At 42.4% G+C, this 13249-nt stretch carries 16 protein-coding genes; 11 read left to right on the forward strand and 5 right to left on the reverse strand.

Annotation, left to right across the window (positions count from 1 at the left end; genetic code table 11):
- Positions 1 to 118: 118 nt before the first annotated feature.
- The 5 genes from mfd (at position 119) to AACU32_RS09860 (ending at position 5325) form a co-directional block, all read left to right on the forward strand.
- Positions 119 to 3649, forward strand: coding sequence for a transcription-repair coupling factor (mfd, locus tag AACU32_RS09840; RefSeq protein ID WP_096599398.1), 3531 nt, complete (start codon positions 119 to 121; stop codon positions 3647 to 3649).
- Positions 3650 to 4035: 386 nt separating this feature from the next.
- Complete coding sequence (locus AACU32_RS09845) at positions 4036 to 4311, forward strand: BrnT family toxin (protein WP_096599399.1); 276 nt, start codon at positions 4036 to 4038, stop codon at positions 4309 to 4311.
- Positions 4274 to 4549, forward strand: a complete 276-nt coding sequence (locus AACU32_RS09850; RefSeq protein WP_096599400.1) for a BrnA antitoxin family protein — start codon at positions 4274 to 4276, stop codon at positions 4547 to 4549. Before AACU32_RS09845 ends, AACU32_RS09850 begins: the two co-directional genes overlap by 38 nt.
- 99 nt (positions 4550 to 4648) lie before the next feature.
- Positions 4649 to 4978: a DUF433 domain-containing protein gene (locus tag AACU32_RS09855; RefSeq protein ID WP_096599401.1), complete on the forward strand. Its 330-nt coding sequence runs from the start codon at positions 4649 to 4651 to the stop codon at positions 4976 to 4978.
- A complete protein-coding gene (locus AACU32_RS09860; protein WP_339377717.1) occupies positions 4975 to 5325 on the forward strand; it encodes a DUF5615 family PIN-like protein in 351 nt (116 codons plus the stop codon). The genes AACU32_RS09855 and AACU32_RS09860 overlap by 4 nt, the downstream gene beginning before the upstream one ends.
- Before the next feature lie 113 nt (positions 5326 to 5438).
- On the opposite strand, the gene AACU32_RS09865 is transcribed toward AACU32_RS09860, so the two are convergent.
- Positions 5439 to 5705, reverse strand: a complete 267-nt coding sequence (locus AACU32_RS09865) for a hypothetical protein (RefSeq protein WP_339377718.1) — start codon at positions 5703 to 5705, stop codon at positions 5439 to 5441.
- Positions 5706 to 6147: 442 nt separating this feature from the next.
- Between AACU32_RS09865 and AACU32_RS09870 the strand changes: the two genes are divergently transcribed.
- Complete coding sequence (locus AACU32_RS09870) at positions 6148 to 6711, forward strand: Uma2 family endonuclease (RefSeq protein WP_096599404.1); 564 nt, start codon at positions 6148 to 6150, stop codon at positions 6709 to 6711.
- Between the two features lie 271 nt (positions 6712 to 6982).
- A complete protein-coding gene (locus AACU32_RS09875) occupies positions 6983 to 7375 on the forward strand; it encodes an MAPEG family protein (RefSeq protein ID WP_096599405.1) in 393 nt (130 codons plus the stop codon).
- Between the two features lie 37 nt (positions 7376 to 7412).
- Here the strand turns inward: AACU32_RS09875 and AACU32_RS09880 are convergent, their stop codons facing one another.
- Complete coding sequence (locus tag AACU32_RS09880; RefSeq protein WP_096599406.1) at positions 7413 to 8255, reverse strand: Rpn family recombination-promoting nuclease/putative transposase; 843 nt, start codon at positions 8253 to 8255, stop codon at positions 7413 to 7415.
- 105 nt (positions 8256 to 8360) lie between these two features.
- On the opposite strand from AACU32_RS09880, the gene AACU32_RS09885 reads away from it, so the two are divergent.
- Entirely contained in the window at positions 8361 to 8516 is a 156-nt protein-coding gene (locus AACU32_RS09885; RefSeq protein WP_445223221.1) for a metal ABC transporter solute-binding protein, Zn/Mn family, read from the forward strand.
- Positions 8517 to 8602: 86 nt separating this feature from the next.
- Complete coding sequence (locus AACU32_RS09890) at positions 8603 to 8734, forward strand: hypothetical protein (RefSeq protein WP_339377719.1); 132 nt, start codon at positions 8603 to 8605, stop codon at positions 8732 to 8734.
- 3 nt (positions 8735 to 8737) lie between these two features.
- On the opposite strand, the gene AACU32_RS09895 is transcribed toward AACU32_RS09890, so the two are convergent.
- Both AACU32_RS09895 and AACU32_RS09900 read right to left on the reverse strand, forming a co-directional pair.
- Positions 8738 to 9085: a hypothetical protein gene (locus tag AACU32_RS09895; RefSeq protein ID WP_339377721.1), complete on the reverse strand. Its 348-nt coding sequence runs from the start codon at positions 9083 to 9085 to the stop codon at positions 8738 to 8740.
- Between the two features lie 289 nt (positions 9086 to 9374).
- Entirely contained in the window at positions 9375 to 10838 is a 1464-nt protein-coding gene (locus tag AACU32_RS09900; protein ID WP_096599408.1) for an RtcB family protein, read from the reverse strand.
- A gap of 373 nt (positions 10839 to 11211) precedes the next feature.
- Here AACU32_RS09900 and AACU32_RS09905 point away from each other — a divergent pair, with 373 nt between their 5' ends.
- Together AACU32_RS09905 and AACU32_RS09910 are read left to right on the forward strand one after the other, a co-directional pair.
- Positions 11212 to 11841 (forward strand): DUF305 domain-containing protein, encoded by a 630-nt coding sequence (locus AACU32_RS09905; RefSeq protein ID WP_096599409.1) that lies wholly within the window; start codon positions 11212 to 11214, stop codon positions 11839 to 11841.
- 29 nt (positions 11842 to 11870) lie between these two features.
- Positions 11871 to 12065, forward strand: coding sequence for a heavy-metal-associated domain-containing protein (locus AACU32_RS09910; RefSeq protein ID WP_096607936.1), 195 nt, complete (start codon positions 11871 to 11873; stop codon positions 12063 to 12065).
- A gap of 236 nt (positions 12066 to 12301) precedes the next feature.
- Here AACU32_RS09910 and AACU32_RS09915 read toward each other — a convergent pair whose 3' ends face one another.
- The gene (locus tag AACU32_RS09915; protein ID WP_096599410.1) at positions 12302 to 12799 is read right to left on the reverse strand and encodes a DUF6174 domain-containing protein; all 498 of its coding nucleotides are present in this window, start codon (positions 12797 to 12799) and stop codon (positions 12302 to 12304) included.
- Positions 12800 to 13249 lie beyond the last annotated feature (450 nt).

Here is a 13249-nt window from a genome sequence, read left to right on the forward strand (position 1 = left end):
ACTGTCAACTGTCTTCCCTGTCCAATTTCTTCGCCCCAAAGAATCAGACGGTTGTTAACAGTATTTACAATAAGTGACATCAGCTGCCTCACAACGACTTGCATTTACATTAAAAGTTATGGCCTTTTCTTCTATTGTGCGTGCTTTAGCGCGATCGCCTTTAACTAGTGAATTTATTTCTAAACTCAACCGTCAACAGGAATTGCGGTTAAATGGTATTCCCCGCCTCCCTAAGGGTTTGGTCGCTTCTGCACTAGCGCAAAATTCGGACAATAATTTATTTGTGGTTTGTGCCACTTTAGAGGAAGCCGGACGCGCCTATGCACAGTTAGAAGCGATGGGATGGAAGAATGTTTATTTTTACCCCACTTCGGAAGCGTCCCCTTACGAACCATTTGACCCAGAAACGGAAATGACTTGGGGACAAATGCAGGTGTTGGCTGATTTGGTGAAAATTCAAGAGTCAACAGTCAACAGTCAACAGTCAACAGTCAACGGTCAACAGTCAACAGTCAACAACCAACAGCCAAAAATGGCGATTGTGGCGACTACAGGGGCCCTACAACCCCATTTACCACCACCAGAGGCTTTCATTCCTTTTTGTCTAACTTTGAAAAAGGGGATGGAATTTGACTTAAATACCTTCAGTACGAAAATTACTACTTTAGGCTATGAACGAGTACCCTTAGTGGAAACAGAAGGACAATGGAGTCGGCGGGGTGATATTGTTGATATCTTTCCTGTAGCGTCCGAGTTACCCGTCAGGCTGGAATGGTTTGGGGATGAAATTGAGCAAATCCGGGAATTCGATCCCGCAACTCAACGTTCTGCTCTTGACAAAGTTGACCAAATCATTCTAACTCCCACTAGTTTTGCAGCGATTGTGACCGCAAAACTAAAGAATAGTACTGAATTAACAGTACTGAGTGCTGAGTCAGAATTTGACACAGAACAACTTGAAGGTAGTCGTCGGTTTTTGGGTTTAGCTTTTGAGCAACCAGCATCACTTTTAGATTATTTGAGCGAAAATACCTTAATTGCCATTGATGAGCCAGAACAATGTCATGCGCATAGCGATCGCTGGGTAGAAAATGCTGAGGAACAATGGTCTTTGGGAACTGGGGAAATTGGGTTAGGTGCTTTACAATTGCCAAAAATCCATCGGTCTTTTGAAGATTGTTTAGCCACAGCGACGAAGTTTAAAAAAGTATATTTGTCAGAACTGGCAGAAGAAAATAGTGGTATTAATCTAGCTAGTAGACCTGTGCCGGTGACACCACATCAGTTTGCGAAACTGGCTGACACATTACGCCAAGAACGCGATCGCAATTTTTCTACTTGGCTAATTTCGGCTCAACCTTCCCGTTCGGTTTCTCTACTCCAAGAACATGACTGTCCGGCGCAGTTTATCCCTAATCCCCGCGATTACCTCGCAATTGACAAGCTACAAATCAACCATATCCCTGTAGCACTCAAATATTCTGGGTTGGCGGAACTGGAAGGTTTTATTCTCCCTACCTACCGCTTGGTAATAATCACAGACAGAGAATTTTACGGACAGCATTCCTTAGCTACTCCTAGCTATATCCGCAAGCGTCGTCAAGCTGCGTCGAAGCAAGTAGATCCTAATAAGCTACGTCAGGGGGATTATGTAGTTCATCGCAGCCACGGAATTGGTAAATTTATCAAACTGGAAAGTTTGACATTTAACGATGAAACCCGTGATTATATTGTGGTGCAGTATGCTGACGGTTTGCTGAGAGTGGCAGCTGATCAGGTAGGTTCTCTATCTCGGTTCCGGACTAACGCCGATAAAGCGCCAGAACTGCACAAAATGACCGGGAAAGCTTGGGAAAATACTAAAAATAAAGTCCGCAAAGCCATCAAGAAATTAGCGGTGGACTTGTTGAAATTATATGCAGCGCGATCGCAACAACAAGGCTTTAGTTACCCACAGGATATGCCTTGGCAAGAGGAAATGGAAGATTCTTTCCCTTACCAACCTACCACAGACCAACTCAAAGCCACCCAAGATGTCAAAAGAGACATGGAAAGCGATCGCCCGATGGATCGTTTAGTTTGTGGTGATGTCGGTTTCGGGAAAACAGAGGTAGCCATTCGCGCAATTTTCAAAGCTGTCACTTCAGGTAAACAAGTCGCCTTACTTGCGCCCACAACCATCCTGACTCAGCAGCATTACCACACCCTCAAAGAACGTTTTGCACCTTACCCGGTAAATGTCGGTTTACTCAACCGCTTCCGCAGTGCTGAAGAACGGCGAGAAATTCAAAAGCGGTTATCAACGGGAGAATTAGATGTAGTTGTGGGTACACATCAACTTTTAGGTAAAGGTGTAGCCTTCCGCGATTTAGGATTGTTGGTAGTCGATGAAGAACAACGCTTTGGGGTGAACCAAAAAGAGAAAATTAAAAGCCTGAAAACCCAGGTAGATGTGCTGACACTCTCCGCCACACCCATTCCCCGCACCTTGTATATGTCTCTGTCCGGGATTCGGGAAATGAGCTTAATTACCACACCACCCCCATCCAGACGACCGATTCAAACTCACCTCGCCCAGATGAATTATGAAACTATCCGTACAGCTATCCGTCAAGAACTAGACAGAGGCGGTCAGGTATTTTACGTAGTTCCGCGAGTTGAGGGAATTGAAGAAACAACTACAAAATTGCGGGAAATTATTCCCTCAGCTAGATTTGCTGTGGCTCACGGACAAATGGATGAAGGACAGTTAGAATCAACCATGCTCACCTTTAACAATGGTGACGCGGAGATTTTGGTTTGTACGACAATTATTGAATCTGGTTTAGATATTCCCAGAGTCAACACGATCTTAATTGAAGATGCCCACCGCTTTGGTTTAGCGCAATTATACCAACTCCGGGGTCGGGTGGGACGGGCAGGGATTCAAGCTCACGCTTGGTTATTTTACCCCCAGCAGCGGACATTATCTGAGGCGGCACGGCAGAGATTACGGGCAATTCAGGAATTTACTCAATTGGGTTCAGGATATCAGCTAGCAATGCGCGACATGGAAATTCGGGGTGTAGGTAACTTGCTAGGTGCAGAACAATCCGGTCAAATGGATGCGATCGGCTTTGATTTGTATATGGAAATGTTGGAAGAATCGATTCGCGAAATTCGTGGACAGGAAATTCCCAAAGTTGATGATACACAAATTGACCTCAACCTGACAGCATTTATTCCCGCCGATTACATCCCCGATGTAGATCAGAAGATGAGTGCATATCGTGCAGTCGCAGCGGCGAAATCGAAAGACGAATTAACACTGATTGCAGGTGAATGGAGCGATCGCTACGGTACAATTCCCCAGAGTGCTAATCAATTATTACGCGTCATGGAACTCAAGCAGCTAGCCAAGAAATTAGGATTTAGCCGCATTAAACCAGAAAACAAACAGCACATCATTTTAGAAACCCCAATGGAAGAACCAGCTTGGAATTTACTAGCGGCGAACTTACCAGATCATCTCAAAACTCGTTTTGTCTACTCTCCTGGTAAGGTGACAGTGCGAGGTTTAGCAGTGATGAAGGCAGATTTACAATTGCAAAGCTTAATTGACGCTTTTGTGAGAATGCAGGGAGCAATCCCCGAAGCCGCTATTGTTTGAATAGTTGGGAGCATGACAATTTAGTGAAAAAACGACAAGTGCATGATGCTATATAAAGTTCCATTACTGCTGACACCCCAATCTGAAGGCGGATTTACCGAAACACACAGCAAGTTACTGTTAGGGACTTACAAAAAATAAATTACCCATATTCCGTAGTGCGTAAAGCCTTCTCTACGAGACGCTGCGCGAACGGCATAGCTTCGCTTAACGCGTAGCGTGTCCAAAAGACAAACATCTTGCTCGCTTTTGAACACCAGCTTCCTTTACGCTCGCACTACAAATTTATTGGGTATTTAAAAAATTGGATATCCCTGACTGGCTTTATTTACGCCGTGCTGCACTAGTTGTATGTTGTAACTACAAAATGTAGCTACAATTAAGCTATGGAATTTGAATGGGATGAAGACAAACGTCTTGCTAACATTCGCAAGCATGGGATTGACTTTATCGATGTTCCAGCAGTTTTTGATGGAGACATCGTAACGCTTGAGGACGATCGCTTTAACTACGGAGAGCAGCGATTCGTCTCTTTTGGCTTGTTGCAAGGGCGACTTATTGCCATTGTCCATACAGAACGAGAGAATTGCACCCGCATTATTTCCGCCAGAAAGGCAACTAAATATGAACAACGAACCTACTTTGAACAAATCGCAGACTGATTGGCAACACTTAGATGCCATGAGTGATGAAGACATAGATCTATCTGATTGCCCTGAGATCACCCCAGAACTGTTTGCCAAAGCAACAGTTAGACGAGGCTTACCTAACGCTAAAACTAAAGCTCAAGTCACCTTACGCATTGACAGTGATGTTTTAGACTGGTTCAAATCCCACGGGCGTGGTTATCAGACTCAAATTAACACCTTACTGCGAGCATACATGGAAGCCCATAGGTAGTGAAACTTTTCTTCGTCTCAACAAGATGTTAATAATGTAGGAGGCAGTTCTTATTTGAAGTGTATTTTAAGTTTATATTTATGGTCAAAAGAAGAATTTATGTCAGTTGTCACAGCTAAATCTTACGTAGAGTATCGGAACAATGCTTATTTAGTTGCAGGAACTCGGATATCTCTAGACTCAATAGTCTATGCTTTTCAAAAAGGATTATCACCTGAAAGCATTGTGCAGTCTTTTCCGTTACTAACACTTGAACAAGTTTATGGAGCGATCGCATTTTACTTAGCTAATCGCGCTGAGATTGACACTTATCTAGCAGATGAGGAAGCAGCATTTGATGCTATGCCTCAACCAATACAAACTACTGACCCTGCTTTATACAACAAGCTCTTGGTAGCCAAAACAGCAAAGGAACAGGCAGGATCGTGAATGTTCGTTACCAAGCCGATGCTGATTTAAATCAGGTAATCGTCACAGGAGTTCTGCGACGAGAACCCAGTATTGAGTTTCAAACCGCCTTTGCTGCTGAGTTAGGAGGTTTGAAAGATACCGAAGTATTGGCGATCGCAGCACAGCAGGGACGTGTTCTCGTTACCCATGATCGTAAAACGATGCCATCAGAATTTGCTCAGTTCATCTCCAATAATCACAGTGCAGGAGTAATCATCGTTTCCCGAAAGCTATCAATCGAAATTGTTATTGAAGAACTAGTGATGATTTGGGCAGCATCCAGTGCCGAAGAGTGGGTTGATCGGATTGCCAAGCTACCGCTATAAGACCGAATTATAGTGAATTTGAGCGATATCATAAAAAAAGTCCGCACCCCTGAGAGGGTCGGACACGATAAAATCAAAACTTTCAGATCAATCTATCAATCTAGCCCATAAACTTATGAGGTCAGGATACCCCGCTGAGCCAAGTCCATAACTATTACGCTATAGCAACCACGATAGGCTGCTTCTTTACGACCCACTTCAGCAGGTTTTCCCTTGTTGTCTTCATTTTCCTTAAGTACGATTCCAGCCATCTCGTCGAGCGTAGCTTTTAGTAGTTCTTCAGGTTCGACTAGCCACTCTAGTTTACCTTGCTGCCAAGCCGCACGAGAAATATTTGCTCTGAAGGCTGCTACCATTGGGTAGAGCCACCCAAGGTGCAAATGCCCATTAATTATCCCACCAGCGTCGCTAATTTTGCTTTATCGATGGTTCCGCTTGATGGAATCGGCAAAGTACGATACTCATCCGCTGGAATGCGGAATTTTACTTGTTTTATCATTATTTTTTCTCGATAACACAGTGGGTTATGCCCGCTGTAATTAACAAGAGCGCTGAATCAGAGGCTTGATTAAGACTCTAGATTTTGTTCAGTGCTGGTTACTAGGTTTACTATAAGCTTGCTCTAATTGTCAAGTGATCGCTGATCAATAGAGTCAGCATTAATACAACTTTTTTTGGGGTTAATAGTGTGAGATGTTCTTGGGTTAGGTAGTTGGAACAGAAGCGATAAGGTTGAGCGATCGCTCTTTCTCTAGCAACACAACCAGGAATAGGTAAAATAAAGAATTGAGTTAGTCTGGCAGTTCTAAAGGCAATCCCTAAATGCTACAAACAGCATCCAGAACTCTGACGCTGGAGGAGTTTCTACAATTACCAGAAACCAAACCCGCCAGTGAGTATATTGATGGTCTAATTATCCAAAAACCGATGCCACAAGGCAAACATAGTGTGGTACAAGGAGAACTTGTACCTGCGATCAATTTTGTAGTCAAGCCAAAGCGTCTGGCTCGTGCATTTCCAGAGTTGCGCTGTACATTTGGGGGGCGTTCAATTGTACCTGATATCGCAGTTGTCGTCTGGAGTAGGATTCCCCGCGATGAGAATGGGGAAGTTGCTAATATATTTGCGATCGCTCCAGATTGGACAATTGAAATCTTGTCCCCCGATCAAAGTCAAACAAAGGTAACCAAAAATATTCTCCATTGTCTCAAGCATGGAACTCAAATCGGTTGGTTAATTGATCCAGATGAGCAAACTGTGTTTGTTTATCGTCCTAAGCAAGAAACTGAGGTGTTTGATCAGCCTGATGCAATCCTACCTACACCATCGTTTGCGAGTGAGTTACAGCTTACAGTCAAAGATTTGTTTGCTTGGTTATTGGAGTGAGATTGAGTCTATCTTTGAGAAGTTGAAACAGAAGCGACAAGGTTGAGCGATCGCCAAAATTGAGCGAATAATTATTAATTCGTAATTTAAGGTGACAGAATTCCTAAGGTGCATCGGAAAATCATACAATTGCTGGCGTACCCTAAAAATATATGTAGAATTTTTATGGGTATTATCATTCGTGAGAGGTTAAGAGCAGATACCATTTGTCATCGCTCAATTATAAAACCAAAGAACTATACTTTCTTGGTACACGCGGATTTTAATTGATATGTCACCTTGGACTAGTCTGATAACTGCTTTGACACTGGTACTCTACTTAGTCATCACAATTAATGTTGGTCGAGCTAGAGGAAAATATAAAGTACCACCTCCACAAATGACAGGAGATCCCGACTTTGAACGAGTGTTGCGCGTCCAACAAAATACCCTAGAGCAAGTGGTTTTGTTCTTACCTGGTTTATGGTTATTCTCTTTTTACATTAACCCGTTATGGGCTGCTGGTATTGGTGCAGTTTGGCTGGTAGGGCGAATTGTTTACGCTTGGGGATACTATCAAGCGGCGGAAAAACGGATGGTTGGCTTTGGTATAAGTTCTCTTAGCGGTATGGTTCTACTTGTAGGTTCGCTAGTTGGTATCATCCTATCTTTAGTGCAGCCTTAATTTATCTGCTCAGAAGCGATCGCTAGTTTTGTTAACATCAAGCTTCTAACCAAGCTTGCAAATCAGCCAAACTCGTAAAATCTAGCAGTGCTTCCCCTAGATTTTCTAATTGTTCTAGGGGAAGAGATTCAACACGCGATCGCACATCTTGCGGTAATTCTCCTACCCGCCGAGTTAATTGACGGAAAATGAGCGATTTTTCTCTTTTTTCTGCTTCTTCTCGTCCTTCTTCCTTAATTTCCCGGTAAACTCTCGTTTCTTGGAGCGTAATTCCTAGCATTGATTCAACCTCTTTACGACTCAATTGTTCAAATTTGTACACCATTATCGTGACCAATAACTCAATTATGGCGCGACTTGCAGGTTCTGGCTGTTCAATAGAGGAACGCTCAACTAAATATCTCGCCTCTTGAGGTGCAAGTTCATCATCTAGGGTAGTTAACACCATCAACGCCACCCACAACGGTAAAGCGCGAATATCCCCCAATTCATCCAAATATATCCGATTTACTTGGTCGCCATTGAGTTGGTTGCGATGGGGATAAATGTCACTTTGTTCAATACTACGTGACGGATAAATGATGACTATTTGCCAATCACTAAACCTGTCACGGTTGCGGTAGAAATATAATGATGATTCCGCAAATACTCTTTCATACAGCCTTTCGTCCTTTTGAAATTGTACTTCACAAAAATACACCACTCCCGGACTTTGATTTTCTGGTGGTAGAAATACCCCGTCTATTTCAAACTTCGGTTCTTTGACAGCTACAGAATCAAATTTGTAATCATCGGCATTTGCTGGCGGATTTGTCAAGAGTTCAAACAGTAAATTCGGGGATTGTTGGAATAGTTTGTAAAATATCGAGTCTCGCCGCATTCCAGAGTTTTACTGATTTTTTGGAGATATATGGCAATCTTACGTGATTTATAAAGCAAATGGATTGCTATTTTTCTGTTAAAGTTTGAAGAAGCATTAGGGGGGATTAGCACCGAAGCCGCGCCCACAGCCGCCAGAGTGAGTGCATTGGTAAAAGATATTCAAAAAACAGGTGTACCGACAATTTTTGCGGAAGTAACAAATGATGCCAAGTTAATTACAGCAGTCAACAGTCAACAGTCAACGACTTTAACGGAATAATTTATTTTTTGGAATTCCCTTAGCGAAACGCATCCCATGAAGTTTTATGATGAATTGCTAGTTACAGGCCAGTGCGATCGCTCATCATGAATGTATTTCTCTTTGATAACCCACAACTTAGCTTATTTAGTGACTGGCAAGAGTGGCTAACTGTCTGGGCATATTTAAGTTTGATAGTCTTCGTCATCTGGGGTGTGTTTACCGCCCAGAAGCGATGAACATTACCGCTTGAAGAAACGGCATATCAGTTCACCTGGGTCTTTGTCGGCAAATGGTACAAAAGTCCCATCTTTGAGAATTTTAACTTGAGAGCGACAGTTATAAACTTTCGTCGGCTCTTTGACATCATCTACACTCACAGCGGCTTTGTATTCCCAATAATTTTTAGCGCTGCGTTCGATACTGAGAATGCAAACACGATGTCCATGATAGTTTTGGCATACAGCAGCATTAGCCGGATACGCTACCGAGAAAAAAAGTATCACTAGCAGTAAAAAAGTTACATATCGAATCGCGCTCATGTAAACAAGTAGAGAACCATACTTTGACTTGAGGATAAACTCTACCACATCAAGTTGCTATCGGCTGCATCTGTTACTCTATGTTACTGGAATCAACAATCAGAGAAAAATATGTAGGACTTATCCTGGCAAAATCTGTATTCCACTCAACCAATTTGCCAACTAATTGTAATTAGTGCATTTAAATTATGCAAAAAATACATATATGGGTTTGAATCATAACCAGATAGATGCGATCCTCATTAGTGGGAATAAAGATGAACGCCCCTGGTAATAACCGGGGGCTTTTTGTTTTCAAGTTGAAAAGTGCTACATCAAAAAAGAAGCGATCGCTTTTTTAAGCCTTAAACGTCAACACAGGACTCAACCGCGCTACTACACCCACCATTTGGGCTTCTACCTGCACATCAATTACAGATTGAATTGGTTTATAAGCGGCTGGTGCTTCCTCAATTCGGCGTTCTTCCCGTAGGGTGATGCAGTCAACTCCAGTTAATCCGAGTTCGGCTTCACTTTGAGATGCACCTTGGCGATTTAGATCAAAACGAGATTTTACTCTTCCCGCCCCATGTGATGCAGAATTGCAAAATCTCCGATTACCCTTACCCACCATCAAGTAAGAATAAGCACCCATTGAACCTGGGATAATTACAGGTTGTTCTGCATAGGCTGGACAAGCACCTTTGCGCGTTACCCATCCTCGACCTTCGGGTAAGGTGATGTTGTGCGGTAAGTCGTAAACTAGAGGTGCTTCCACATCGCCGTAAACTTCCCGCAAACGCAGACGTAGCAGTTCGGCTAACAACAAGCGATTAACAAAACCATAGTTAGCCGCTGTGGCTTCAGCTTCTAAGTAACTGGCGACTAATTCAGGATGGGAATGCACAGAAAGGGGAAAAATCTGTGATTCTGGGTATTTCAAACCTTTTGGCCAAGCTGCTTTGGCTCTATCTCGCCACATTCCCGCAATGTACTTACCCACATTGCGGGAACCAGAGTGAACCATGAAAGCTAACTGTCCCTCACGCACTCCCCAAGCGTGAGCCAAGGCGCGATTTTCCACTTTATCCACCCGTTGCACTTCTACAAAGTGATTCCCAGAACCAATAGTTCCTAGTCCGCCATCGCGTACTAGTCCATCATCAGGTACTAATTCTTCAGGTGCAAGTTTCCAGTTACCATCCATTGAACCACCTAAAAAGATGCGTTCGCCCTTGGCGTTGGCGGAGCCATCGCTTTCCTGTGCTAGTTGTTGGATATCAGACTTAACTACACTCCCCCTAGGCTGATCCAGCATCACATCTAACCAACCAGGAACCCCATACTGAAACAATGCCCGCATGGCATTGGCAGTCATTGTTACATCACGGGTTCCGAAAAAGTAATCGCCTTTCATCCTTTCGACAAACATGTCACGCTTGGCGAGGAATTGCTCGATTGTCAAATCGGCTACATGCAAACGCATTCCACAGTTAATATCAGAACCGACAGCCGCAGGGATAACTTGATCAACAGTTTCCACTACAGAACCAATGGCAATACCTGCATCACCAGGGTGAAAATCAGGTGTAGCACAGGCTCGGCAGACACATCCACCGGCTGGGTGACGAATGCTGGCGAGGTTTGCTAACTGCTTTAAAGCTTTAGCTTCTACGGGGAAGTTTTCAGGGAGGAGAACTTCGGCTACAGTACCATCATAAATATTACTTAAACGAACAGAATAGGTATGGTTGTTGTAACTCACATCCAAACCCTGCCGAGCTAAAGCACGCAAGAGACGTTGAAGATTTTTTGGCTGCATGAAAATTTTGTCGAGTCTGGAATGAGACTCTCAAGATTGAATGAAGAGGTTAGGAGACTTGGGTTCAGCAGCCACGTCTCAATTGTGTTGAGCCGTTTTCCCAGAGTGTTGGGGAAAACAACAGGTTAATTCTTTTGATACCACAAAATTTATGAGTTTGACAAGTATTTTGTAGTACTTTGTATTTCATAATTTTAGCTCAACCAAAGCTGTGAACAAATGTAAACTTTGGCAAAAAACTTGTAAAACAACTGGACTCTCCAGTCGAAGGGAGAATTTAGGATAAATGTAAGGTGAATCGCAGTCAAGGATTCTTGACAGATACGCCTGAGCAGAGAGCGATCGCCCCTTTGGAAAAGAAAGGAGCAAAAATATGATTAGCAAATCCTTAGTTTATGGGCTTTTAGGTTTAGTTGCAGGTAGTGCTATTACAGGTGGATCAATAATATACAGGGTCAATGCTGAACAAAAAACTCCATTGACATCTCCTCCTGGCTGTATGAGTAATACCATGTCACAGCAGATGGTTGGGAAACAGGCGATGGATCAGCATTTCATCGAAATGATGATTCCCCACCATCAAGGTGCAGTTGAAATGGCGGATTTAGCTTTGCAAAAAGCTAAACATCCAGAAATTCAAAAATTGGCAGCAGCAATTAAAATAGACCAGACTAAAGAAATTGAGCAGATGAAAGCCTGGTATCAGCAGTGGTATGGGACTGAAGTTCCTAGCACCTCCACGACTGGTATGGGGATGCATCACGGTATGGGTCAGGATTCGATGCACTCAGGGATGAATCTGGAGTCTTTGAAAAATGCTGCTGACTTCGACAAAGAATTTATCCGACAAATGATTCCCCATCACCAAATGGCTGTGATGATGTCGAGAATGGCTTTAAATAGAGCTTCTCACTCACAAATTATTAATCTTGCTCAAGCTATCATCAAATCGCAAACTGCTGAAATTCAGCAAATGCAGCAATGGTATCAAGCCTGGTCTTGATCTATTTTCCCTTCAATCATCTTAAACTTATGACACTGAAACTCACTGTTCCTAACATGGCTTGTTCGGCTTGTGCAAACACTATTACCAATACACTTAAGTCTATCGATGCCAATGCTAATATTCAGGCAGATCCGAAAACTAAGCTTGTAAGCGTTGATACTCAAGCCTCAGAAACCACTATCAAAGAAGCGTTGGCTGCTGCTGGTTACCCAGTTGCTTAATTTGTGATTGTTGATTGTTGACAGTTGACGGTTCACTGTGAACAGTCAACCGTCAACAACTCTAACCTTTATGGGACTTCCAAGTAAAAAAATATTCCATTGCTATTGTTGTAGGGGCGGGTTTAAGCGAAATATCTGTTAGTAGCGTGAATATCTCACAGAACCCGCCCCTACTGTGAACCGTCAACAGTCAACGACGTTAACGGAATAATTTATTTTTTGGAGTTCCCTATGACTTAGCGAAGTACTTGAAAATTCTCAATTGTCAGATATAGTTCTTCATCAGCTATCTGAGCGTTGTAATCGATATTAATTTGAGTCGGGTAACCGTATCTTGCAGAATAGTTTACATCTAGGCTGAAAGCTTGACGCGCGATCGCATCTTGAATCACATTAAACAGCTTAGGAACTGTATTGTAATTTTGAAAATATTCCGGATTATTAACTGGTTGACCTGTCTCTACAGAAGTGATGGATTTTGTTTTACCGTTACGGACTTCAATCACTACTGGGCCCCTAGCGTCAGGGATGCAAAAGCAACCATTACTAAATGTATAGCGATAGTTAACAATATTTTGCTTCTCCCACAAACGGCGATTAAATTCTAATCTCCGCTGATTCAAGTTAGTACGTATCGGCGCTTGTGCTATCTCTATGGGAGGTTGAGACATTACTGGTAGGTTTAAACCTGAAAATATTAAAAGTCCTGCACTAATAATTATAGGTAAACGCATATTAATCCGTTTAATTTCAAAAACCTGATATATATTTTTTCTCTGACAAGTTTAAATTTAGTTTATCTTTTGAGTAAAATTAATTAATTTTAACATCAGATTTTATCATTAACTATCCGTCTTAAAAGCTGTAATCAAGTATTGTCAATGCTTCGCCCGAAATTCTTGCCGATATTTTGAAAACTTGGTAATCTTTTTATTGCATATTTACTAAATATTGTCAACTATTATAAGTTAGATTTTACGTTAAGCCAGTAATCAACAATAGCGAAAATAGCGAAAATCAGCTACTGCTGAAGCAGCACGAGCAAAAATTAGTAATGTTTACCACATTTATTGCAGTGCTGAAATCTACCTGATCTACATATAGTTTCCTTACCAATGAAAGAGAAAGTAATTAACCTGCTTTTCTAAAGTTAAGTCACAGTGTTGTGAAGATGGAATCGCCAA

The organism is Calothrix sp. NIES-2100 (genome assembly GCF_963875285.1).
GTDB lineage: Bacteria > Cyanobacteriota > Cyanobacteriia > Cyanobacteriales > Nostocaceae > Aulosira.